At 46.2% G+C, this 24947-nt stretch carries 22 protein-coding genes; 9 read left to right on the top strand and 13 right to left on the bottom strand.

Annotated features, from left to right (window positions below; all coding sequences use genetic code 11):
- Nucleotides 1-347: 347 nt before the first annotated feature.
- From GCHA_RS13825 to GCHA_RS13805, 5 genes are all read right to left on the bottom strand, one after another.
- Nucleotides 348-1832, bottom strand: a complete 1485-nt coding sequence (locus GCHA_RS13825) for a sodium:solute symporter family protein (RefSeq protein WP_007989215.1) — start codon at nt 1830-1832, stop codon at nt 348-350.
- A complete protein-coding gene (gene fahA / locus GCHA_RS13820; RefSeq protein ID WP_007989213.1) occupies nt 1829-3151 on the bottom strand; it encodes a fumarylacetoacetase in 1323 nt (440 codons plus the stop codon). The genes GCHA_RS13825 and fahA overlap by 4 nt, the downstream gene beginning before the upstream one ends.
- Nucleotides 3152-3191: 40 nt before the next feature.
- Nucleotides 3192-3971, bottom strand: a complete 780-nt coding sequence (locus GCHA_RS13815; protein WP_007989211.1) for an IclR family transcriptional regulator — start codon at nt 3969-3971, stop codon at nt 3192-3194.
- Between the two features lie 99 nt (nt 3972-4070).
- Nucleotides 4071-5090 carry a fumarylacetoacetate hydrolase family protein gene (locus GCHA_RS13810; RefSeq protein WP_007989210.1) on the bottom strand — a complete coding sequence of 340 codons (1020 nt, stop codon included), beginning with the start codon at nt 5088-5090 and terminating at the stop codon, nt 4071-4073.
- Nucleotides 5091-5122: 32 nt separating this feature from the next.
- Nucleotides 5123-6082 (bottom strand): 3-hydroxyacyl-CoA dehydrogenase family protein, encoded by a 960-nt coding sequence (locus GCHA_RS13805; protein ID WP_007989208.1) that lies wholly within the window; start codon nt 6080-6082, stop codon nt 5123-5125.
- 283 nt (nt 6083-6365) lie between these two features.
- Between GCHA_RS13805 and GCHA_RS13800 the strand changes: the two genes are divergently transcribed.
- Genes GCHA_RS13800 through GCHA_RS13790 form a run of 3 tightly spaced genes read left to right on the top strand, consistent with a single transcriptional unit; the run spans nt 6366 to nt 11762 of the window.
- Nucleotides 6366-8762, top strand: coding sequence for a TonB-dependent receptor (locus tag GCHA_RS13800; RefSeq protein ID WP_007989206.1), 2397 nt, complete (start codon nt 6366-6368; stop codon nt 8760-8762).
- 25 nt (nt 8763-8787) lie between these two features.
- Nucleotides 8788-10200 carry an arylsulfatase B gene (locus GCHA_RS13795; RefSeq protein ID WP_226992134.1) on the top strand — a complete coding sequence of 471 codons (1413 nt, stop codon included), beginning with the start codon at nt 8788-8790 and terminating at the stop codon, nt 10198-10200.
- A 44-nt stretch (nt 10201-10244) separates the two neighbouring features.
- Nucleotides 10245-11762 (top strand): class I SAM-dependent methyltransferase, encoded by a 1518-nt coding sequence (locus tag GCHA_RS13790; RefSeq protein WP_007989202.1) that lies wholly within the window; start codon nt 10245-10247, stop codon nt 11760-11762.
- A 125-nt stretch (nt 11763-11887) separates the two neighbouring features.
- On the opposite strand, the gene GCHA_RS13785 is transcribed toward GCHA_RS13790, so the two are convergent.
- On the bottom strand, nt 11888-12676 hold the full coding sequence (locus GCHA_RS13785; protein WP_007989201.1) for an SDR family NAD(P)-dependent oxidoreductase: 789 nt from the start codon (nt 12674-12676) through the stop codon (nt 11888-11890).
- A 176-nt stretch (nt 12677-12852) separates the two neighbouring features.
- On the opposite strand from GCHA_RS13785, the gene GCHA_RS13780 reads away from it, so the two are divergent.
- From GCHA_RS13780 to GCHA_RS13755, 6 genes are read left to right on the top strand one after another with little or no spacing between them, the layout of a single operon-like run.
- Nucleotides 12853-13659, top strand: coding sequence for a cyclase family protein (locus GCHA_RS13780; protein WP_007989199.1), 807 nt, complete (start codon nt 12853-12855; stop codon nt 13657-13659).
- Between the two features lie 16 nt (nt 13660-13675).
- Nucleotides 13676-14488, top strand: a complete 813-nt coding sequence (locus tag GCHA_RS13775; RefSeq protein WP_007989197.1) for a cyclase family protein — start codon at nt 13676-13678, stop codon at nt 14486-14488.
- Nucleotides 14475-14822 (top strand): cupin domain-containing protein, encoded by a 348-nt coding sequence (locus GCHA_RS13770; RefSeq protein WP_007989195.1) that lies wholly within the window; start codon nt 14475-14477, stop codon nt 14820-14822. Before GCHA_RS13775 ends, GCHA_RS13770 begins: the two co-directional genes overlap by 14 nt.
- An 11-nt stretch (nt 14823-14833) precedes the next feature.
- Nucleotides 14834-15643 carry an SDR family NAD(P)-dependent oxidoreductase gene (locus tag GCHA_RS13765; RefSeq protein WP_007989193.1) on the top strand — a complete coding sequence of 270 codons (810 nt, stop codon included), beginning with the start codon at nt 14834-14836 and terminating at the stop codon, nt 15641-15643.
- A gap of 5 nt (nt 15644-15648) precedes the next feature.
- A complete protein-coding gene (locus tag GCHA_RS13760; RefSeq protein ID WP_039992513.1) occupies nt 15649-16563 on the top strand; it encodes a 3-hydroxyacyl-CoA dehydrogenase family protein in 915 nt (304 codons plus the stop codon).
- 36 nt (nt 16564-16599) lie between these two features.
- Complete coding sequence (locus GCHA_RS13755; protein ID WP_007989189.1) at nt 16600-17430, top strand: enoyl-CoA hydratase/isomerase family protein; 831 nt, start codon at nt 16600-16602, stop codon at nt 17428-17430.
- A 161-nt stretch (nt 17431-17591) separates the two neighbouring features.
- On the opposite strand, the gene cobD is transcribed toward GCHA_RS13755, so the two are convergent.
- The 7 genes from cobD to GCHA_RS13720 all read right to left on the bottom strand — a co-directional run bounded on the left by cobD (nt 17592) and on the right by GCHA_RS13720 (nt 24939).
- A complete protein-coding gene (gene cobD, locus GCHA_RS13750) occupies nt 17592-18764 on the bottom strand; it encodes a threonine-phosphate decarboxylase CobD (RefSeq protein ID WP_007989187.1) in 1173 nt (390 codons plus the stop codon).
- Nucleotides 18765-19045: 281 nt separating this feature from the next.
- Complete coding sequence (locus tag GCHA_RS13745; RefSeq protein ID WP_039992511.1) at nt 19046-20125, bottom strand: cobalamin biosynthesis protein CobD/CbiB; 1080 nt, start codon at nt 20123-20125, stop codon at nt 19046-19048.
- Between the two features lie 61 nt (nt 20126-20186).
- On the bottom strand, nt 20187-20945 hold the full coding sequence (locus GCHA_RS13740) for a histidine phosphatase family protein (RefSeq protein WP_007989177.1): 759 nt from the start codon (nt 20943-20945) through the stop codon (nt 20187-20189).
- Between the two features lie 77 nt (nt 20946-21022).
- On the bottom strand, nt 21023-22159 hold the full coding sequence (locus tag GCHA_RS13735; RefSeq protein WP_007989175.1) for a cobalamin-binding protein: 1137 nt from the start codon (nt 22157-22159) through the stop codon (nt 21023-21025).
- The gene (gene cobO, locus GCHA_RS13730; protein WP_007989174.1) at nt 22159-22779 is read right to left on the bottom strand and encodes a cob(I)yrinic acid a,c-diamide adenosyltransferase; all 621 of its coding nucleotides are present in this window, start codon (nt 22777-22779) and stop codon (nt 22159-22161) included. Before cobO ends, GCHA_RS13735 begins: the two co-directional genes overlap by 1 nt.
- Entirely contained in the window at nt 22772-24313 is a 1542-nt protein-coding gene (locus GCHA_RS13725; protein ID WP_007989173.1) for a cobyric acid synthase, read from the bottom strand. The genes cobO and GCHA_RS13725 overlap by 8 nt, the downstream gene beginning before the upstream one ends.
- Entirely contained in the window at nt 24310-24939 is a 630-nt protein-coding gene (locus tag GCHA_RS13720) for a histidine phosphatase family protein (RefSeq protein WP_007989171.1), read from the bottom strand. Before GCHA_RS13720 ends, GCHA_RS13725 begins: the two co-directional genes overlap by 4 nt.
- Nucleotides 24940-24947: the final 8 nt, after the last annotated feature.

Raw genomic sequence — 24947 nt, 5'->3', positions numbered from 1 at the left:
TTAATGCGGATTGGTATTACATTTAAAAAAGAAAAGATGTTCGAGTAAAAAGAATTATCCTTTTACCCAAACATCATTAAATATTCGAAAGGGTCAATGGTGATTTTTATATATGTGGCCGAGTACAGCAGCACCAAAAAATAAGCACATAATTAGCATGACGCCTAGCATCCAGAAGTGAGTTATATCAAAATCTTGCATGAGTTTTCCTCTTTAGGTGATGTAACATACGGCTATTTATCTTTCATGGTGTGCAAGCACCTGTAGATGACATAGCCAATCAGCATGATCGAACCTATCATGCTCAATGTTTGTAAGAATATCTGCCAAAACATAAGTGTCCTTATTTACTGAGTGGTTGTATTTGCCAGCACTTTTACCTTGTACTCATCTGATCCAAAGTATTTCGGACGACTTGGGCACAGAAGGTTCGTAAGCGTACCAATGAGTACTGTAAGGGTTAGCATGACATATGAGTTTGGTAGTTCTTCCATGCCCAGCCAATGGGGCATATTGGTAAATGACCACAAGGTGTTCACTACCCATACCGTTATCAAGGTTATACCTGCCCCTATGTTCGAGCGTTTCCAAAACAATCCAGAGACCAAAAGCCACAGAACGGGCATCAACCAAGCTAACACCCAACCAACGGATGCCAGTATTTGTGGCAAAAATGAACCAACAGCGACCGCGATAATAGCGAGTATAATGATCACTATTCGTGTCACTTTTTTAATCTCTTTTTCACTTGCCCCCGGGTTGTAAAAACGACGATATATATCATTACTAAATATAGTCGCAGGGGCGAGAGCTGTCATGGCGAATGAGGATAGAATTGCTGCCATAAATGAGCCAACCAATAAGGTTACAAGCCAGCCAGGCAACAGCTCTACCAACATGGTTGTGGCTGCAGTTTTTGCACCTAATGCCTCAAACTCAGGGATAGATTTAGCCGTTAAGCCGATCACGCAAATAAACACGCCAAACATACCGTTCACGGGTGCTGCTATCCACAGCGCTTTGATGATCGTTTTCTCGTTTTTAGCGCTCATACATACTTGTAGTAGAGGCTGATTAGCGGGCTGGCTGAAGACCAAAGCCACGACTAAGCCAAAGGCAAAAGTCCACATTAATTCCGGCGGACCGAATATTGAGAGCATCTGTTCGTTACCACTACTCACGTAATATTCAGTCACAGAGCTAAAATCACCATTGGGCAACTGTAAAGCGATAAACAGGGTGGCTAATATGACACTGATATACATTAGCACTGCATTGGCGACGTTGATCCAACCGACTTCTTTAATACCCGCTAATACAACATATAAGATCCCTAGCGCGCCTCCAGCGACAGCACTGTAATGAACATTCCAACCGGTCATGGCTGACAACAAAATAGCCAAACCTTGGGTTTCTAAAGTCAGTACGCCAAAAATTGAGCCTGCCATCACGCAACCCACAATGACGCGAATGGCTGGGTTGTATAAATCTTCTAGCAACTGGGGAACAGAATTAACCCCAGTTCGGCGCATCCATAAACCTGTGCTTAAACATACGATAACCAGCAAAATTACGTGAGCAATAGAGAACCACAGCGCTGTTGCACCCATATTCCAGGCCATCTCAAAAATGCCCATAATATGTGGTGTGCCTAACACCGTGAGCGCTAAGGTTGCGGCGATGACACTCACTCCAAGTTGGCGGCCGCCATGGGTAAATTCGGCATCGTTGTTCAATGCTTTTTTCTTGATGCGACGTGAGACTAAATAGCCTACCCCGAGGATCAATATGAGTTCGTATGCCAACACGCAGATTATTAAAGAAATATTCATAGGGAAAAATGCTCGTCGGTTGCTTTAGGCTGTTGCGGGGAATGGTTAGGAATGATTCTATTTATGACGCTACCTAGGCCAATTCGTAGGCCAGATTCGTTTTGGCAAAAACCACGTAACTCGATTTCATCGCCGTCCTGTAAAAATGTTCTCTTTTCGGTGTCCGAAATCGTAATTTGCTGTTTACCACCTGCTGTTAATTCTAATAACGAACCTGCTTCATCTGGGCTAGCCCCAGACTGAGTACCGGACCCCAACAAGTCGCCTGGGGTTAACCCGCATCCGTTTACTGTGTGATGGGTAATCATTTGGGCGATTGTCCAGAATGAGTGCTTGAAGCTAGTTTGGCTCAGCTTTTTGGCAGGTTGCTTGTTTTGGCGCATTTGCGCTGTGCTGAGGTAGCATTCCATTTGAATATCAAGTGCGCCATGTTGCTCGTTTTGCTCACAAAATAGGTAGTCCATGGTTGGCTTGTCTTGCGCTTCTCGTTGCATAGCAGTGCGAAACGGGCGCAACGCTTCAGAACTAATGATCCAGGGGGAAATACTGCTCATAAAGTTCTTAGATAAAAAAGGCCCGAGTGGCTGATATTCCCACGCTTGAATATCTCGGGCTGACCAGTCGTTTAACATGCAAACGCCAAATGCGTGTTGCTCTGCGTGTGTCATAGTGACTGAATCAAAAGGGGATACGTTTTCGCCAATAAATACGCCCAGTTCGACTTCGTAATCGAGACGTTCCGTTGGCTTTAATAACGGTGGTTGGTTGCTATCGACGCTGACTTGACCTTTAGGTCTTGTAACCTGTGTACCAGACAAATAAATAGATGAAGCTCGGCCGTGATAGGCGATAGGGATCCATTTGTAATTAGAAAGTAGAGGATTCTCAGGTCTAAATAGTTTGCCTACTGACGTTGCATGATGAATCGATGAATAAAAGTCAGTGTAATCTCCTATGTGACAGGGCATTTGCATGGCTACATCTGTCATTGGTACCAAGGCACGGGTGAGTGCATTTTTATGCTGTGAGCCTATGCGTAGCGCTTGAGAAAGGGCTAATCTGATAGCCGAAGCAGCGTTGTTGCCAAGCGCCATAAAACGGTTCAGCGTTTCATCAGTTAGTGCTTTGCTAGCTTCCCCGGCAAGTCCAGTAAAGAGGCCTTCAGAGCTGAGTTTGTGCATATCGATAATATAATCACCAATGGCAATACCACAGCGTGCTTGTTGATGACCTGCTGGTTTGAAAACACCATAGGGTAAGTTTTGAATCGGAAATGTGTCATGCCCATTTGCCGAAGAAACCCAACTTTCTAATCCCATTTGGTGGGTCTCATTTAAATGATTGATAGCGTGCACCATGTTAATATCTAATGCCTCGTTTCATCATCTCTGTGCCTATTACCCCAGCCTTTTTCTTCAGTTTACTGATTAGCGATGGCTCCAGCTTTTGCCCAAAACGCGACGAGGGCATGAGCACAACAATAGCTGCAATGGGTTGACGAATACTGTTAAAAATAGGAACGGCAACGGCACTAATGCCTAAGTGTAATTCTTCGTCATCCGTGGCGTATCCTTGCTTGTTATATTCAACTAAACGCTGACGAAAAAGGGTTTTGTCTGTGATGGTATTGGGTGTGACCTGAGCCAGCTCACCTTTTAATAACATATCAACCCGTTCAGCATGGATGCACGATAAAATCGCTTTTGCACCGGCGGCGGTATGCAAAGGCAATATTTCTCCAGGGGGAAGTTCAACTTTTAAAGGGTGTTGAGATAGTGCTGAATATGTGGGAACGGTAGAGTTGCCGAGCCAGATTTCTAAGGTAACTGTTTCTTGCAAGGTATCTCTTAACTCATCAATGTGGGTTCTGGCGAGATGCAGAACATCATTGAAATTAACGTCAGCCATGGTCATTGCCAATTGGTAAATCGCAGGGCCAAGCCAATATTTTCCGGTTTCTTTGTTTTTGTACACAAATTCATGCTCTGCAAGTTTAAGAAGCAGGCGCGAAACGGTCGCTTTATGAATATTAAGCTTGCGACCAAGGCAAGTGGTGCCTATTTCCTCGTTCTCTTGGGCAAGAGTGAGTAATACACGAATGGCCTTGTCGACAGTTGATGTTGAGTCACACTCTTTCATAAATACTCCTAAACCTGTCTAGTTATCCTATTTGAGCAAGGAAATTAAGCAACGCACCTGTCTCATTATTTGAGACGAAATGTATATGTTTTGTTATCTTTATGTAATTGTCTTTGTGTTGCAAGTACGTTGTCCGACGGTAGTTGTTAGCACGCCAATCCCTTGTACTTCTAACTCAATTACATCCCCTGGTTGTACCCAGCGATCTAGTTCGTCACCACAGCCAAACGCAACAGTACCAGAGCCAATGAAGTCGCCAGGGTAGAGGGTCTCTGATTGAGATATATATTCGATGATTTTCGCGAAGCTCCAATACATGTCCGAACTATTGCCAGTGGACCACACTTCACCATTTATTCTGGCCTGCATATCTAGTGAGCTAGGATCGAGCTCGTCAGGGGTAACTAAGCAGGGGCCCATTACATTTCCCATGTCCATGTCTTTTCCTTTGGCGGGGCCAAGAAGCATGGTGATTTCTTTTTGCAATACATCCCGAGCGCTGATGTCATTGAAAATGGTATAGCCAGCGATATACGCATGGGCATTTTCGGCTTTTATATTGCTGCCGGTTTTGCCGATGTACACGCCAAATTCCAGTTCATAATCCAGCTTTTCTGTGTAGTTTGGCCAGGGAACTTCGGTATTGTGGCCTACCACAGTACGAGTATTGCCCTTGTAATAAAGGGGCTGCTGATACCACAGTTCGGGGATCGGTTTACCAGTACGTTTTTCGAAGTTCTTAGCATGGGTTTCAAAACTGATGGTGTCGCGAATTGAGCCAGGGTTTGTTACTGGTGCGAGCAATTCAATATCTTTTAATGCATAGAGTAAAATCTGTTTGTCGGGACCTCGTAAAGCTTGGTTATTTGCGCGGCGCTGTTGCACAAATTCTATGGCTTGTTTGGCAGCAGACATGCTTTGTTCGCCCCCTTGTAGGAACGTGATCATGTCGGATGGCACAAGGGCTTCAGCTAAAGGGTAATAGCGTTCTGTTTTGCCTGAATCATGCAACATTGCAGCGTACGCAAAGTTCAAATCTAATGCTTTATCACCAAGCAAGGCACCGATTCGGGTCTGCGTGCCTAAGTGTGTTTGTACACTAAAGGTAATCAATTTCACGGGTATCTCTCCATTTATGTGGCTAAATCAGGTTAATTTTGCTGTTGAAAAAGCTGTAGCTGACGAAGTAACCGCTGATTGTTGTTTGCTACTTGTTGTGCTTTTTGGTCGTCAGGATAGTGGTACCAGCCGGTTCCAGATTTTATTCCTGTTTCTCCCTTGTTCACTTTTTCAATGAGTTGTTCAGATGGGACAAGTGCATTACTCAGCGTAGGGAAAATATTAGCTGAGGCGCGAGCGGCAGTATCAAGGCCAATCATATCTTCTGCTTCCATTGGCCCTAAACAAGCGAGTCTGAATCCGTAGCTAGCCTTAACAGCGGTGTCTAAGTCTTCTGGTGATACAACGCCTTGCTCGAGTAGATAATCTATTTCTCGCTCCATGGCGCCAGTTAACCGATTGATAATAAAACCAGGTATTTCCTTGCGCACTAATACTGGTTTTTTACCAATCTTGGTCATAAGTGCCTGGGTGAGATCAATGGTATTCGTTGAGGTTGCATTGCCAGTATGAATTTCGACTGCAGGGATGATATGGGCTGGATTAAAATAATGTAAACCGATAAGACGGTGAGCACTTTTCATCTCTTGGCCTATGGAAGACACCGTCATACTGCTGGTGTTTGTAGCAAAAATAATATTATCTGGCAGGTTATCTATCTGCTGAAAAAGCTCTCGTTTGAGAGGCAGTATCTCAGGGAGCACTTCAATCACATAATCAACGTTAGCAAGATCTTGAGCCAAGTTGCTGACTAGGTAATACTCAATTCTTGCGGTGATGGTATCTTTGTTTTCATTAACTAATTGGTAGTCAATAAACGCATCAATATTATTAGCGATGTTTTGTTTGCACCTAGTTAAGGCCTCGTGATTATTATCAAATACGCTAACGTGTATTCCGGCTTGAGCAAACCCTTGAGCGATGCCTTCCCCCATTATGCCCGCACCAATTACGGCAACATTCTTGACCTGTTCAACATTTTGATTATTCATCTAACGTTACCTGCCTTATATTATTACAGTGTTAATAAACCGTTAATAAGTGTAGGTTTGTCCTAGAATGCACTCAATGGTGGTGTCTTGAATAGTAAGACACCTTTCATATTGCTTGTGTAAATGCGTGGATGAATGGTGGAGGGATTCTTTTTAAGTCGTCGCAATAGTTGAAACAGCCTAATTGACCCTAAGTGTAAGCGGTCATAACCTAATTTTAACAAATTGATTACATCTATATGTAAGTTAAATACGGTAGCCAATGCGGCACTTAGGAGCATGTATGACCCTAGAAAATAATGATAAATTCAAAAAACATCCTATTCATATTGCAATCTGTGGCTTGCTATTAAGCCCTTGTTTGCCTTTTGCAACAGCAGATGCTCAAGAAGAAGCGAGTCAAGTGACAGAGCAAGGAGCAACTGAAGCTGATGTTGAAAAAATACTGGTTTTTGCACGTAAAAGAGGCGAAGAAGTTAAAGATGTTCCGGTTTCTTTAAGTGCGATGAGTTCAGATGCATTAGCAAAAGCAGGAGTGAGCGATATCACGAGCTTGTTTGCTTTAATGCCCGGTGTTGAAAACAATGCTGATGGCAGCCGAATTGCCAACAAACCGGCTATTCGGGGAGTCGGATCGACAGAAAACTCGTCTATTCGTGCGAAAGTAACGACCTTTGTTGATGGTATGCCAATCGTTGGTGCGCAAGGGATTAGCTCATTCGCGGGATTAGAGCATGTTGAAGTGCTGCGCGGACCGCAAAGTGCGGCCTTTGGGCGCTCTACCTTTGGCGGCGCAATAAACTATGTTACTCGGGATCCTGATACCCTGGGGGAGTTTGAGTTTGACGGTCGTGCCACCCTTGGCACGGATGACACGCGAAACTTAAGTTTAGTTATGTCCAGTGGGTTAATTGACGACAAACTCGCTGTGATGGCAACGGCTGAGACAAAGCACTATGGTGGTCCAAGTGATTGGGTGACAACGTCAGGGGATCAATTGGGCGGTACGAGTGACACACTCGCATCAGTTAAGTTCGTTTACACCCCGACTCAAAATATCAAAGCAGAGCTTATGTATTTAACCCAAGAGGTTGATGATGATCACCCAGCGGTGTTGTTTGCAAACTTAGATCAACTAGAGCCCTATGCGCTTGATAGCGACGGATTATGCGTTGTTAATGGCGGCAGCAATGCCTGTGTAATAAATGGAGAAGTTGACTCAGTACCTTTAGTTTTTGATTTCAACTTCGATCATCCGGTCAACCCCATTTTAGACCCTGGTACTCGCATTGACCGCGACCGTCTTCAGGGCTCGATTGATGTCGAGTTTGATTCTGGTTTGACCCTTACCGCGCTAGGTGCAATGACTGATGAAGAAGGTGAAACGTGGTTCGACCGCGATGCCTATTCAGATGTGACCACCATTCATGTTGGATCTTCTCCTAAAAGTGATGAAAAGTACGCTGAGGTACGCTTGGCTTCGCCAAGTGACGGTAACTTTGATTGGTTGGTTGGGGCTTCTTTATATGAATATGATTATTTGAATACGGTATATGCCAACCGTTCAACGGGCGCCGTGATGGATTTATTCTCTGAAGGTGCCAGAAACAGGGGAGTCTTTTTTAGCCTTGGTTATGATATATCAGACAAGCTTACTGCCTCATTTGAAGGACGTTATCAAATCGACGAAATCGACGGAAAATACCCAGCAAATGCAGCAAGGGGGGTTGAAAATGACATTACCTCAAGCAGTGAAACCAAGTCCTTTCAGCCTCGTATTGCACTTAGTTATGAGTTAAATGATGAAAACAATGTCTATCTGCAACTCGCCAGAGGTACAAACCCGGCGGGGTTTAATGCCAATGCCCTAGACCCGATTTTGGTGCAAACAGCGAATGAAGAAAATTATGACTTAGAAGCTTTTCAGACTTACGAGGAAGAAGAAATACTCAGTTATGAACTGGGTATTAAAGGCAATATTCGTGAGCATAACTTACGTTATTCGTTAGCAGCATACTATTTGGACTGGGAAGGATATGTACAGCCTGCAACGGCAAACTGGACACCTGCCGATGGTGAGTTTCTGGAAGGTACAGCAAGCGATGATTACTTCTCAAGGTTATTTTTAAATACCGGTGACTTAGATGGCTTTGGACTAGAGTTTGAGGGCCAATGGCAACCCTTTGACGCCCTCGATTTAGGCACTAGTTTTGCGTATACCGGTTTGGAGTTCAAAGAGGATGCTTGCTCGCCTATACCGTTAGATTACGGGGTCGCTCCTACGTCAACGTCACCTTTTAATTGCGCAGCAACGATTGGTGGCAATGCGCCACCTATGTTGTCTCGATATACAGCGGCACTGAATGCCACTTACACGGTTCCACTGGATAACGGGTTGAGTGCCTATGCTCGCGCCGATTATCAATACCGCTCAAAGCGCTATGTAGAACAAATCAATACTGACTATTTACCTGCTTATTCTTTAGTGAACTTACGCGCTGGCGTGCGTGCAGATGAGTGGTCAGTGGAGCTCTTTGTGAATAACGTCTTTGATGAAGACTCGCCTGCAGGGGCAGTTAGGTTTTTTGATGGGCGAATTGCAGGCATGTCATACAACACCAGTATTAGACTTCGCCAACCGCGTACGGCGGGCATTAACTTAAGCTACAGCTTTTATTAATTAGGCGAAATTTCGGATGATAAGTATGAAAAAAACACATTATTTAATCGGCATTTGCTGTGCCTTTTTACTTCAGGCTTGCCAAGGCTCAGGTTCATCAATTGTGGTTACGAAGCAAGAAAATAACCAAGCCACCGGTGCACCGAATATATTGTTCATCTTACTCGATGATCTTGGCTATGGAGATGTTGGGTATTTAGGTTCTCAGATACAAACCCCAAATATTGACAACTTAGCATCACAGGGTGTCACTCTTAAACACGGTTATGCCTATCCCATTTGCAGCCCTACAAGAGCGGCACTGATGACGGGCAAAAACCCGCTTAATTTCGGTATAGACGGGCCGATGGAAAACGACGCCATGTTACCGGAAGACCTGACCACTATGCCTGAGCGGTTTCAGGAGGCAGGGTATCAAACCTGGATGGTGGGCAAATGGCACTTAGGCATGGCGAAGAGAAGCGCCATGCCGCATAACCGTGGTTTTGATGACTTTTACGGTTTTTTAGGGGGCTTTGTTGACTATTACACCCATGTGTATTTTGGTGGTCTGGATTGGCAAAATAATGATACATCACTTCGTGAAGAAGGCTTTGTTACTGAGTTATTGACCGCAAAGGCGATTGATAAAATCACTCATTTTAAAGGGGACAAGCCTTTCTTTATGTACTTATCGTACAGTGCGCCCCACACCCCACTGCAATATGTGCCTAACGCTATAAATGACTATTCAGGATTTGAGTCAAAGGACAGGCAAGTGTTTGCTGATATGACCTCAGACGTTGACCAAGACATTGGTGAAGTATTAGCGGCGTTAGACAAACGAGGCATAGCCGAGAACACCATAGTGGTATTTATGAGTGACAATGGAGGAAATTTAGAAGCAGGGGCAAACAATGGCTCACTTCAAGGAGGGAAAAGCAGTGTGTACGAAGGAGGTGTTCGGGTGCCGGTGCTAATTCGCTGGCCTGCACAGCTTCAAAGTAAAACCATGACCCAGCCAATGTTTACCCAAGATTGGGCACCCACTTTACTTGAGGCTGCAAACATCGATTATCAACCTAATGACTTTGATGGTGTTAGCCAGTTCGTTAATCTTAAAGAAGCGCAAGAGAAAACGTTTAAACGTGAAGTTGTAGTGGGAACAGCTAAGCAAAAAGCCGTTTATCAATGGCCGTGGAAATTAATTGTTGATGCAAAAGGTAATAAACATTTATTCAATTTATCTCAAGACGAATTTGAACACAGCGACGTTGCGATGGAGCACCCTGAGCTAGTGGCTCAATTAATGTCTGAACTAACCTTGCTTCCTCATTTACCCTCAAAAGCGGCGAAGGGGCCGCCTCCAGAATCTTTGTTTTTAGATGCCCATGGGCTGTTTGACTACAATGTTCGTAAGGCAGAAACCAGAAAACCTTGGTTAGAAACTGCTTTGTAGCTGAGATGTAGTTGTGTTGATAACGATAAAAAAGGAGTGATTTGATGGGAGCGAAATATACCCAAGACGTAGAGTTTAACTCTGATTTTGGTGCATTGCAGACACCAGTGCATATTTGTACGGCAGCGATGCTATGTGGGTATAACGGCGTTAACATCAATGGCTCATTTCGCTATTTAGACATTGCGTGTGGCAACGGTCACACATTGTCGATACTGGCAGACGCTTATCCACAAGCGGAGTTCGTCGGTATCGATATCAATCCGGCACATATTGCGAAAGCAAGTGAATTGGCCCGACAAGCCGGGTTAACGAATGTGCAATTTATCGAAGGTGATATTGCTAATTTAGCCCCATCAGGGTTTCAGCCGTTCGATATTTGCACTGTCAGCGGTGTCTACTCTTGGTTAGATGCACAGCGGCAAGCGCAATTACTTGATGCTGCTGAGCAGCTTGTTCGCCCAGGCGGACTGTTTTACCTAGATTATTCGGCCATGCCAGGGGGCGCACAAACTGCGCCGTTATATCAAATGATCCAGAAGTTATCGGGTCAATTTGCTGGCAACAGCGCAGATAAACTAACCGGTGCTAGTCACCTGCTATCGGCTATTCGCGATGGGGGAGGGCAGTTTTTCGAGCAAAATGAGCAGGCTAATCAAAGGCTATCGAGTATTCTAGCGAACCCAGCAGAAGATGAAGCGCATGAAGTATTGAATATGCAGCCGCATGGCCTTTGGAGCGCCGATGTGATCTCATCTTTAGCAGAAAAAGGGTTTAGCTTTTTGGGCAGTGCGGGGTTGCAGCATAATTTAGCTGAGCTATCAGCCCATTTACCTAAGCCTAAAACAGCCACTGAGTTATCTATCACGAGCCAGCAGCTATTACAGGACGTCGCATGGAACGTTGCCCAGCGCAAAGATATTTACCTCAAAGGTGAGTATGCAGATTCGATACCGCTGATAACGCGTTTACAAGATTACGGATTTTATATTGCCCCTGGCGCCTTAGATGATCAAAACGTGGCGTTTGTGTTGAAGCAATTTCCTGGGGCGAATTTAATTACTCGAACACATATTTCCCAGCTGAATAAAGGGCGAGATTGTCAGACGTTTGCTGAGCTAACGAAGCATTTTCATGCTGTAGGGCTAACGGATGACACAATAAACCGACTTTTTAGCCAACTGTTAGCGACGCGGATTGTATCGCTGGCGCAGCCTTTGCAAAAAACAGATAAGCAAGGCTCTGCACTTAGCATGCCCTCGGCTTTGAATCGGCTTATGCTTGAACAAGATATTCATCTTGAACACGGACGCCCGTTTGCTTCTTCAACCATAGGCTCTCGCTTACTGTTGCCGATCAAAGATAGGTTGTATTTGTGGGCGCTGGTAATTGGCGACGTTGGGAGCGCATGGGAGAAGCTCGGCGATTTACGCAATGCGTTTCACGGCCCGAATGGGCAACCACTGAACAAAGGTGAGTTTGTAAATATCATTCAGCAAAGCTTACCGGCCTTTAAAGTAAAGGTGGTGCCTGAGTTAGTGCGTTTGGGGATTTTACGTTAACAACGATATACACCTTTGTTCGAAATGAAAGCGTTAATGGAATTGGAATAACAATACAAAGGTCGCGACGGGCAGTGAGATACTGCCCTTTTCGCTAAGTGGTTAATTATTGATTGGAATTGGTATTAGTTACAGGAAAAGCCACCATCTATGTTGATGATTTCACCTGTGATTAAGTTTGATGCCTGCGATGCCAGAAACATGAATATGCCATTAAAGTCTTCTGGCTCACCAAGGCGTCCAATAGGAATTCGGTTTAGCACTTGCTGACGTTTATCAGCTGATTCAGGTTCGAACAGCCAGCTTGTCAGTGAAGAGCGAAATACCGTCGGGGCTATGGCGTTCACGCAAATATTGTGAGGGCCAAGCTCAACCGCTAAAGAACGCGTCAACATGTTAATGGCGGCTTTCGACGTACCATAGGCGGATGTGCCAGCTGGCGTGGCAAAATGAGCACGAACCGATGACACTAAAATCATTTTGCCGCCGCGGTTTTGTTCAATCATCACTTTACTAGCTGCGCGGCATACTAGCCATGACTGACGAACGTTGGCATCCATGACTTTATCAAACTCGCCAGGTTGCATATCGGTAATGGGTTTAACAACACTGGTACCTGATGCGCATACTACTATGTCTAAAGGAGAGGATTGTGTAGCAGTGTTTATCATCTCCTGAGCATCGTCTTGTGTTTCAGGACGACCGATGTGCACAGTTATTGAAACACCGTAGTGCTCCATTTCCTGCGCTAGGCTTTTTAGTGTCTCACTATTTGAGCCAGTTAATGTCAAGTTTGCACCCGCTGCAGCCAAGGCATGGGCCGCTGCCCCACCTAATGCGCCTGAGGCGCCGACCACGAGTGCAGATTTACCTTTTAAACTAAATAATTCGCTGGGTGTAAGAGTGTTTTTCATTCTGTTTCCTCTTCGGTTTTGGCCATAAATATTTTCCGATAGAGCTAGTATTTAGTAGGACAAAAACAAAAACCATTTATATTCGTTGAGTGTTTTAATAGTTGAGACACCCATGTCGAATAGCGAAAAATCCCGTGCAATACTCGTTTCACACAAAGAAAAAGTGGAACAAAAAAATGTCAGTGCGAACCGAACCAACAACCGGCCTTCAATTCGTTGAACTGAGCCACCCATGGGAACATAACCAACCTGTTTTACCTGGTTTTGATGAACTCATTCTTTATCGCTCAGTAAACCATGCTAAGCATGGCGTAATGAGCCAAAAATTCAAAACAACCTTTCATACCTCGACTCACGTAAATGCGCCGATCCATCTTATTCAAGGCGGAAAAGGTGTGGGTGAGCTGGATTTAAACCGCTTCTGGGGCACAGGCATAGTGTTGTCAATCCCGAAATCAAAATGGCAACTGATTAGCGTTGAGGATCTTGAGCCGAGTGCAAAATACCTAAAAGAAGACGACATAGTGCTTATTAATACTGGCTGGCATCAACGTTACGCTGATAGCCAAGAGTATTTCGGCCACTCCCCGGGTTTATCCGAAGAAGCTGCACAGTGGTTAGTCGACAAAAAAGTCAAAATGGTGGGTGTGGATACCCCACAAGTTGACCACCCCCTTGCTACCTCATTAGGTGAACATAGAAATGGCCCTACCATGAAGCGTCTTGCCCCTCAATACCAGCAAGAAACGGGGCGTAAGGCCAGTGAAGACTATCCCGATTGGATCCCTGCCCATAAGTTGCTGCTCAAACATGGTATTCCGACCATCGAAAACGTTGGTGGCGACTTAAATACAGTGACTGGCAAGCGCTGTACTTTTCATGCCATGCCATGGCGCTGGAATGAAGGTGATGCCTGCGTGGTGCGCCTAATGGCCATATCAGATCCAAATGGCAAATATCGCATCGAAACCGGTGACAATTAATTCAGGAGGAGCTGTTATGTCAGCATCAGATAAAGGTTTACAGTATTTTGATTTAAGTAACCGCTGGGGACATGGTATGCCTCAGTGGCCTTCAAGCCCAAAAGGCATATCCGTTACCAGTCATCAGTTTCACGCCATGCATGGCTGCCAAGTCATGGAGTGGGAAGGGATTATGCACCGGGGGACACATATGGATTCCCCTATACATGTGACGGAAAACGCCCCTGACATCGATTCATTTGAACCATGGCGCTTCTTTGGTACCGGTGTTGTAGTTTCTATCCCTAAAGGCAAATGGGGGGTGGTCACGCCCGAGGATTTAGAGAACGCGCGACCTAAAATTCGTGAAAACGACATAGTGATTATCAATACCGGTAGCCACAAAAACTTAGGCGACAACGATGAGTACTTTCAATACAGCCCCGGCCTTTATAAAGAGGGCGCAGAGTGGTTGGTTGAGAAGAAAATCAAGCTGTTAGGTATTGATGTACAAGCCTTAGATCATCCTTTGGGCACTAAGCTGGTCGATCATGGCCCGGGCCCCACACATCACCATCTTTTTAAAGAATATAAAGAAGAAACCGGCCGTGATGTGATGAAAGATTTCCCTCACTGGGAGCCGTCGCATAAAGCGTTGCTAGCCGCGGGAATTCCAGGCATTGAGAACGTAGGCGGTGACATCGACAAAATTACCGGCAAGCGGTGCACCTTCATGTGTTACCCATGGCGCTGGCCCGGTGGTGACGGCTGCGGCATTCGTTTGGTAGCGCTACTTGACCCAGAGCAGTCATTCACAATAGACACAGGAGAAGATTATGCAGGTAACTAAAATTAACGATGCAAAGCCCTATGAAGCTAAATTGCATTGGGATGTTTCGGCGCTACGCCTTCAGGGGCTAGAGGCCAGTAAGCTTGAGAATTTCTCCTGTAGCTTGTCTTACTTTTTACCCGGCGGAGGATGCAATTGGTCATCTTCACCGAATGAAAAAGTGTATGTCGTACTCGACGGTCAGGCCACTATCTTGACCAAAGAGGGAGACAGAGAAGTCACCACAGAGCTGAGTAAATTAGATTCTTGTGTCATTGGTTACAACGAAGAACGCTCAGTTGAAAACAGAACTAACCAGGTGGTGACCATGTTGGTCATTGTGTCCAATAGCTAATAGGTGCTCCCATGATTTCAGAACCCTTAAAAAACCCTTTGTCGTTATTCGATGTTAAAGGCAAATCAGCCTTGATCACGGGGGCATCTGGTGCCTTTGGTCGCGCAGTGGCCATCGCTCTTTCATCTCTTGGCGCTAAGTTAACGCTGGTGGCGGGCAATAATGAAGAGCTGCAAAGCGTGGCACAAGAATGTCGCAGCGTGGGTGGTGAAGTACAAACCATCAACCGTCGTCCAGATTCCTTAGACGATGCAAACGCTATGATCAACGCTGCGGTTGAGGCCTATGGCAGCATTGAATTAATGTTCATCGGCTCTGGATACAACAAAGCAGGTTTTATTCATGAGCAAGACTATGAAGATTGGCAGGCCGTAATGGATGCCAACGTACGTGGTAATTGGTTTATGGCGAAAGCCTACGGAACTTGGCGTATTGAGAATAAACTCAAAGGTGGCAAAGTCGTTATGGTGTCATCAGTGCGTGGCCGCCATGGCAATATTTCTGGCTATACCGGCTATTGCACCTCAAAAGGCGCTACTGACATGTTAACCAAGGTGCTGGCTACCGAATGGGGCCAACATGGCATCAATGTCAATGCTATCGCGCCTACGGTCTTTCGTTCAAAACTGACCGCTTGGATGTTCGATGAAGACAATGAACTGGGCCAAGCCACCAAACAACGCTCACTTTCACGCTTGCCTTTAGGGCGCTTGGGTGAGGCTGAAGATTTGGTTGGTATGGCGATTTATTTACTGTCACCGGCCTCGAATTTCTGCACTGGGCAAATAATGTATGTGGACGGCGGCTTTACAGCGGGTTAATGACGATGAGTAATATTCAAAACATTACTGTTGTGGGCGCCGGTTTGATGGGGCACGGCATAGCGCAGATATTTCTTGCTGCTGGTTATCAGGTGAGTTTACTGGACCCAAATGAAGACGTTCTGTCGCAAGCACCGACGAAAATCGCTGAGATATTTCAGTTGTTCGGTTTGCCTAGTGATGCCCTTACGCGGCTTTCTACTTTCACTGATCTTGCCCAATCAGTGGCTAACGCGGATCTCGTGATTGAAGCGGGCCCTGAAAAGCTCGCGGTGAAACGCAGCATTTTTAATGAATTGGCAAAGCACACATCAAAAGACTGCATTTTAGCCACCAATACCTCGGCGATCCCTATTTCGGATATTGCCCAAGGGATAAGTCACCCTGAACGCATCGTTGGTGCCCATTTCTGGAACCCCCCGCACCTTGTGCGCTTGGTCGAAGTGGTACAAGGGGATCAAAGCAGTTTGGCCGTTATTGCTACATGCATCGAATTACTCAACAGCGTTGGGATGAAGTCGGTACATGTGAAACGGGATATTCCGGGCTTTATAGGCAACCGTTTACAACATGCGATGAAACGCGAAGCCATTGCTTTGGTGTCAGCGGGAGTGTGTGATGCTGAAACCATTGATGATGTTGTAAAGCACGGGTTTGGCCAGCGTCTGGCAGTGCTGGGCCCTCTTGAGCAATCTGATTTGGTGGGGCTGGATTTAACATTAGATATCTATAAAACCTTATTTCCTACGCTAGACAACACATCTCAGCCGCCAGCCTTGCTGGTGGATAATGTGGCCAATGGCCGCTTAGGGATGAAAACCGGACAAGGTTTCAGGCAGTGGACGCCACAAAGCGCAGAACAAGTGAAACAAAATTTACGTAATTTTTTAGTGGAAAAAGCGAAGCAGCAATTGAGCTAATCATAAACGAATTAATGAACATAGAAGGTAAACATCATGGCGATTAATCAATATTATCAAGTACCTAAATTGGAAGAATACAGCGAAAAGTTTAAAGATTTTTTTAAATTTAAGCGTGAAAACGGCATTCTTGAAGTGAAAATGCACACCAAGAATGGCCCAGTAAAATGGAGTTACCAATTTCACCATGCGCTAGCAGAGTTATGGACTGTCATCGGTCACGATAAAGAAAATGAAGTGCTTATTTTGACTTCAACAGATGATAAGTGGATCAACGAATGGGATACCGAATCGTTCGCTGAAGTTGAGCAATCACCAGATGAAGACCAAAGATACAACGTACAAATTTACGATACACTGAAAATCGTTGAGAACTTTATAAACGATATTGAGATCCCGACGATCGCCGCTATCAATGGTAAAGGGATTCACTGGGAAATGTGCATGATGAGTGACATTACCCTATGTACTCCTGACTTCGTTTTGCAGGATGATCATTTCGGTATGGACAGCGGCCATGTGCCAGGAGATGGTATGGGCTTATGTTTACAAGAAATTCTTGGGGTTAAGCGCGGTAATTACATGATGCTGACATGTGAAGCGATGGACGCGCAAACTTGCTTAGAACTCGGTGCGGTTAATGAAGTGGTTGAGCGTGAAGATATTGTTGATCGAGCGTGGGAGATTGCCAAAGGTATTATGAAAAAGAGTCGCTCTTGTCGCCGCTTAACCCATTATATTTGTGTGCGCCCATGGAAAGCCGTCGTGGAAAGAGACTTCAGAATTCATGTGTTATCAGAGATGTATTCGTTCAACATGTCTGACTCAGCTCATGACTTTGAATACATAAAATACGACGACAAGTAATACCATTTTAGGTTGATAAGTGATCACTCTGCGAGAGTGTAAAAGGGCGTAAACACGCGCATGACTGAACGAATAATGGTTCTATTTTCGAAGTCACGCAACGCAGTGTTAGCCCTTTTTCTATTTGTCTGAAAGAATTGCTCCAGCGGCTTTTGCTCTTGCTAGGAACACGGTAAAAGTAGCTGCTGCACAGGCGCAGTATGTAACGTATCTTCCAGTCGTTTTAGGCCTTGTTCGTGAGGGATACCAAAGCGCAGGGCATCTTTTTCATCACAGAGGCGTACGTAAATACCTTGTTGGCATAAGGCTTCAAAAATAGCTGGGGCTTGGGGCGTACGTACGGTTTTAAACAGGCTGGTACCGTGCACTGGTTGAGCGAAAGCTTGAGTTAATACGGTTTCTAACGCGCTGCTTAACCGCGTGAGTACAATGCATTGTTCTTCTTGCCAGCGATAGTCAGTTAATGCCCGTTCACCGACAAATTGCGCTGGCCCGCTAACCGCCCATGGCCCTAAAGAGGAAGACATAGCACTGAGCCAAGACTCACTCGCTAGCACAAACCCTAAGCGAACACCGGCTAAACCAAAGAACTTGCCCACGGAGCGCAGGATAATCAATGCATCGCTTTTATCCGTATTGTGGGCATAGTCACTTGAGCTGCTAGTTTCTGTTGAAAGCGCACGGTTTGACATAGCACGGTTACGCCGCCCGAGTTCTTGAGCCATGGATTGTTGCCCAGTGGCATCCATAAAGGCTTCGTCGATGATCAATAAGCCTTGTTTGCTGTGGATCTCTTCAAGCAACTGGCATACATGTTCTTTTAAATATAACGCTCCCGTGGGATTATTTGGGTTGATCAGTAATACAATATCCTTGGGCTTTATCCGATCAAGTTCATTGATATCGGTGTAATCAATAGTTTGGTAGCCCGCCTTTTGCCATGCCTTTCGATGTTCTTGATAGCCCACTTTTGGCAGCCATACCTTGCTGCACGCAAACCCTTGAGTGCTACAAATTTGCGGTAACATTTGAATGATGCTTTGACTACCAGGAGTAGGGAGCACATTTGGCGTTTGATAATAGCGACGAGCAGCTTGCAATAGCCGCTCATTGTGTTGTGGTAGCCGCTGCCAACAAGCGCTGGGGAGTATGCCGACAGGGTAAGCTATCGGGGCAATACCGGTGGATAAATCAAGCCAGTCTTTCTCTTCAATTTGATAACGCCGCGCCATATTGCTCAGTTGCCCGCCATGCACTAAGGCTTGCTCTTGTAAGGTATTAGGCGCTGAGGTTTGTGCTGATGGGGTCGTAATCAATGTCATATTTTTATCCATAAAAATGTACTTATACCAATCCGCATTAATAAGTGACCGCCTCAGAATGCGTCCAGCGGTTTTTGATTAAGGCGTCGCTATGTAGTAATGGTTGTTCCCTTTCAAATAGTGAGAACGCAGAGCAAAAGCCGCTGGGGCATTCCTTGTAGGCGAGTTTTAAAAGGGCTTACACTGCGTTGCATGACTTCGAAAGAGAACAACTATTCATTCAGTCATGCGCCTTGTTTAAGCCCTTTTAAACTCTCGCTGAGTGATCACTTATTAACGTGGAATGGTATTAATTAAAAGAGCGTTTGCATAATAATGCCAAGAAGCAGCAGGGCACTTGCTAGTAACCAGGCGCTGCGATTGACCAGAGCAATACTGCGGGGGATATCCGCTAACGCTACCGCTTTGCCGTGCCCCAACACTGGGCTGTGAACTGTTTTGCCTTGATATTGTGATATACCACCTAGGGTGAAGTGCAATACGCCTGCACCGGTTGCCATGCATCGCCCTCCATTTTTGCTTTTGTAGCCTTTCGCTTGTTGCCATGCTCGGCTTAAATGCTTGAAGCGAAAAGGGGGCGAGGCCGCTAGAACATACAGTATTGATGTGCAATAGGTACTTAACCATCCTAAGTGATCGTCGGCTCGGGCTGACCACCAACCAAAATGTAGGAAACGAGGGGTTTTGTAACCCCACATCGCATCAAGTGTATTAGCAAGGCGATGTAACACCGCCAGCGGCGCACCGCCAACCGCGAAGTAAAACAGACTGGCGATGACACCATCGTGACCATTTTCTAAAACCGATTCTACAGTGGCCCGGCTCATGTCGTTAGGCGTTAACGCTTTGGTATCTCGGCTGACAATATAACCGGTAAAATGGCGGGCTTTGGTGATATCGCCTTGTGCTAATGGCTGGTAAATCTGCATTGCGTGCTCTTTTAAGCTTTGCATGCCAATGGTCAGGTACAGCAGATAGCCATTTACTAAGCAGGCCAAGGCGGTTAGTAATAGTGAGGTAGTGCTTTGGGCGTACTGCATTACAAAATAGTTGAGCACCCACATCACAATAGGCAAGGGCAGAACTAACACCAGCCAGCACAAGGTGCCTTTTAGGCGCGCCTTGTTGTGTGCTTTTGTGCTGCTTACTTGTGAAGGCTGTTTACCCGGTGACGCCTCAGTGCTCAATGGCGCCTCATTGTCCGGCAACGCCGCTTCAAACGGCGTGGGTGGATGATATTTTGTTGCAACCCGGTTCGCTAAACTTCCAAAGTACACAAGGGGATGAAAGCGTGTTGGCTCGCCTAGCAGTTTATCCAGAAGCAAAGCAAAAAGCATTTGCGCGCCTATGATAGCCAAGCTTGAAAACGACATAAATGCCCAGAGCAAGGTCGTTGCGCTTGCGACGAAATAAGTTGCCCCGTCAGCTACAAAGTCAATCAATGAGGCCGCCCCATTCTAACGTGCCATTTTGATAAGTGAGCAGCATGCCTTGGGTATTTTTGAGTAACACGGGCTGGGTGAATTGGCTCATCAAGCAGGCAAGTGCGTCGCCGTGGCTGATAACCAGCACATTTAATTCGCTTGATGAAGAGCGTGTATGCAACTCGGTCATTTGAGCGATATCACGCAGTGCGTTTTGCATGCGCTGGCGCACGGTATCTGTGCTTTCGCTTTTTTCTTGGCTGTTTATGCGCTCACGCTTCTCATCTGGCTCAAGGCTGTTTAAACGCTCACGCTGCTCATCTCGCTCAAGGCTGTTTACTCGCTCACGCTTCTCATCTGGCTCAAGGCTGTTGGGCGGGGTGAGGTGCGTTTGTTGGTAGCAAAGTGTATTAAATTGGTGAAACTCAGCCAACTGGGCAACTGCTTTGCCTTGCCAAGCACCTAAATGTCGTTCGGCTAGATCCGCAGTGCTCTGGGGCGTAATTAGCTGTAAATGGTGTACTGCTTTATTGATAAACTCGGCGCAAATGTGGGCGGTTTGTTGGGCGCGGCCAAGGTGCGAACTTACAATATGGTCAATCTCCCACTGCTTCGCTTTTAAGGCCAAAGATTCTGCTTGAGTTATACCCCAGGAGCTTAGCGGGCTTTCTAAGTGCCCCTGTAATAACCCTAAGGCATTAAACTCACTCTGCCCATGTCGGCAAAGATAAAAGCGTATTATGTTACTGCTATTAGAGTAGGAAGACATACAACCTAGGCTTTTCTCAAGATGCGCATTCTTTGCGTTGGCCCCATTTCTTTTAAGCTTTGCATGTTTCCCTCAACTCATTCACTGACAGGCGTATCGGCCTGGTAAAACTGCCGAGCTTTATCGATTTGCTCGCACATAAGCGCTACTTCGTCCAGCATGCGGCTTGTCATGCGGTGCACTTTGTCGGCATTGGGATGAAAAATAAAGCCATTTTGCGCTGCAGGAATATGTTGCCACTTGGCCCAATTTAACGCATCAGGCGTATCGGCTGCGTGTTGGGTTGGCTGTATGATCACCTGAGGTAAGGTCACCAATACCTGCTCTAAACCAACTGACGGGTAATCATCATTAGCATGTGCAAAAGGATTTTGTGCTCCGCAAAGGGCCAACTGTTGTTGCGGCCAAGCATTATTGGCCACTGTACGCAGCGGGCGTGACCATAATTCGTAAAACGTGCGTATTGGGGCTTGCTGAGCATAGCGCGTTTTAAGGGAGTTTAGCTGCGTAGTGTACGCAGTTGCGGCTTGTTCTGCAGCCGTTTCACGCCCAGTCAACTGGCCGAGCATGAGTAGTTCATCTGCCACTTGTGACAAAGTGGTCGGGTTAGAATATATCACTTTCACCTTGTACTTCTTCAAGCGCGATAGATCATCACCTGGGTTACCGGTTTTCCAAGCAATAACGACATCAGGTTGCAGTTGCACTATTTTTTCAATTTGCAGGCGTGCGTAATTACCAATTTGTAGAATGTCTTTGGCAGCTTCTGGGTAATCCGCGTGAGCCGTAGTAGCGATAATTTGTTGACCTGCGCCGACTTCAAACATTGATTCAACAATATGCGGCGCTAGCGCAATAATGCGCAGTTTTTGCCTCTTTTCTTTGTTAAGTGCGGTTATTTCCTGAAATATAGCATCACTTTCGGCTAACCTGATGGTGGCGCTTTTAGCCGGTTTTGCTTGGCCTGTGTGTTGATCTTCGCTCTTTTCACTGAGCCTCTCACCATTCCCTTGGCGCCCTTCGTCGTCGCCGCCGTTCGCTTGATGGCCTTGACTCTCCGTGCTCGCAGCTCTGGGCGTTGCTGATTCTGCTATGTCAGCTATTTCGCTTGTTGCAACTTGGTCAAGGGCATGTGCAATGTTGCAAGTAAAAGCGCTGAAGGTAAAAGCACAAAGACATAAGGTGGTTAGCCTAGTGGGCCATGAGATTACCATTACCAGTCGATTCCTTTTTGCGCTTTTATTCCCGCTTCAAAGGCGTGTTTAATGGGGCGCACTTCACTTACTGTATCGGCTAATTCAATCACCGCTCGGTGACAGGCGCGGCCAGTGATCACCACGTGTTGGTTCACAGGGCGATTTTCAAGTGCTGCTAACACATCGTCTAGGTCAATGTACTTGTACGTCAGCATGTAGGTGATTTCGTCTAGTAGTAGCAAATCGATGGATGGGTCCTGCAAGCATGCTTTGCTAAATTCCCATGCTTTTTGTGCTGCGGCGATATCGGTTTCTTTGTTTTGGGTTTCCCAGGTGAAACCTGTGCCCATAACATGAAACGCTACGCCTAGCTTTTCAAGTAGATCCCGCTCGCCACAAGGCCAAGTGCCTTTTACGTATTGCACCACAGACGCGTTTAAGCCATGACCTACGGCTCGAGCAACGGTACCAAAACCAGAGGTGGATTTACCCTTACCGTTACCAGTAATAACGATCAATACCCCTTTTTCTACTTGGGCATTGGCAATGCGCTCATCTACTTTGGCTTTTTGCTGTTGCATGCGCGCCTTATGGCGGCTGTTGTCATCTTGTTTGTCGTTTGCGTGATTATCAGACATGAGTTTGTACTCCTGCTTTGCTGTCAGTGGTCGCGCCAGAATGTGTTGGCGCGGCAAATTGATTATGAATAATGTTATTGATGGCGTCCCAGTTTAAATGGGTTTGGCATACGTGCGCTAAGCGCGCTATTTCGTGCTCTTGCTGGGCGCTATAATCTTCGGCAAGTTCGGTGTTAGCGCCTGCCCAGGCAAGTAGGTGTTGTAAGGCTTGTGGCGAATCAAATAAGCCGTGTAAATAGCTGCCCAGGATTTGGTTGTCATCGCTGATACAGCCTTCATACTCGCCGTTGTTTAATAAGATCAATGGGTTGGCATTTTCAGCACGGGTGCTGGTGCCAATATGAATTTCATACCCGTGAATTGGCACCGGCTCGCCTGACGTTAGCAACAAGTTACCTTGACTGTGGGTAAGCTGCTTTTGAGGGTGTAATTCGGTGTTAATGGGTAAGTAACCAAGGCCTTTGCTGGTGCCCGGTGTGTCTTCTACACCATGTGGGTCGGCAATAGTGTGGCCTAACATTTGATAACCACCACAAATGCCCAATACCTTACCGCCATAGCGAAGGTGTCGCTGAAGTGCTTTATCCCAGTGCATCTCTTTAAGTAGCGCCAAGTCGGTGCGCACATTTTTGCTACCAGGCAGAATAATTAAATCACAAGGGGGAATAGGGCTACCTTGGGCCACAAAGGTGAGTTTTACCTGAGGGTGCACCCGTAGCATATCAAAATCGGTGTGATTGCTGATGCGTTTAAATACCGGTACACATATGTGAATTCGTATGTTTTCTTCATCAATATTTTGTTCGGCTTGAATGGCATCTTCTGCGGCGAGTTGTAAGTTATGAATGTATGGCAATACGCCGAGCACGGGCTTTTTGGTGCGCTCTTCTAGCCAGGTTAAGCCTGATTCCAGTAGTTTTATGTCGCCGCGAAATTTGTTGATCACAAACCCTACAACGCGCTTTCGCTCTGACTCGGCCAGTAAATCTAAGGTGCCTACCAGTTGGGCAAACACGCCGCCGCGATCGATATCCGCCACTATGATCACTGGGCAATCAACCGCTTCAGCAAAGCCCATATTAGCGATATCACCTTTGCGTAAATTTATCTCTGCCGGGCTGCCTGCGCCTTCTACCACTATCACGTCATATTCGTCGCTTAAGCGCTGGTGAGAGTTAAGCACGGCTTGCATAGCGACTTGTTTATAGTCGTGGTATTTCTTGGCCTGCATGTCTGATACGGCTTTACCTTGAATGATCACCTGTGCGCCTGTATCTGAGCTGGGTTTTAATAACACAGGGTTCATGTGAACGCTTGGCTCGATACCAGCTGCTTGGGCCTGCACAGCTTGGGCGCGACCTATTTCGCCGCCGTCTTTGGTAACCGCACTGTTAAGAGCCATATTTTGTGGCTTAAACGGGGCGACGTTCCAGCCGTGGTTTTTTAAGCAGCGGCAAAACCCTGCGACCAGCATACTTTTGCCCGCATCCGAAGTGGTGCCTTGGATCATAATGGTGGCGGTTTTATGTGTCATAGGGGCAGCTCATTATAAGGCGGTTTGGCGATAAAATTCACCACAGGGGTGGCGTGCTGGTATTCTGCAATTGAGATGCGAGACACACTGGCGTAACCGATTTGCAACGCGGTATACCAATTAGGGCTTTGCCAATCGCCGGCCAGTACAGATGCTAATATTTGGCGTATTACCCCGCCGTGACATATGACTAGGCAGTTCTTGCCTTGATGCTGGCTGATTAAGCGTTGCCAGCACTGGTGAACGCGGCGATGAAATGCTTCCAGTGGTTCTGCTTCGGGTAAGGTTGATTGCATTGGGTTGCGCCAAAAGTCGTTTAACTCAAGCCATTGATCGGTTAAATCATCAAATGCGATGCCGTCATACAAGCCAAAATCACACTCTTGCAATGCATCTTCAATAATAAGCGGCGCAGATAAAGTCTGAGCTAAGGTTTCGGCAAAAAGCCGACAGCGCAAACGAGGAGAGCTGATGATCACGTCTGCATTTGGTAAGTGTTGCACTTGGGCTTGCATGGCGCGTAAACCCTGTTGGCTAAGTGGAACGTCGGTTTTGCCATACAGTGCGGCTGGGCCGTCTACTTGACCATGACGCATTAAATTGAAGGTGGTTGGGGTAGCGTGCATCTGGTTAT

Origin of the sequence: Paraglaciecola chathamensis S18K6, from assembly GCA_000314955.1 — a bacterium.
Classification (GTDB): Bacteria; Pseudomonadota; Gammaproteobacteria; order Enterobacterales; family Alteromonadaceae; genus Paraglaciecola; species Paraglaciecola chathamensis.
The sequence above is the reverse complement of the archived record's forward strand: the minus strand, read 5'-3'. Positions and strand labels throughout refer to the sequence as shown.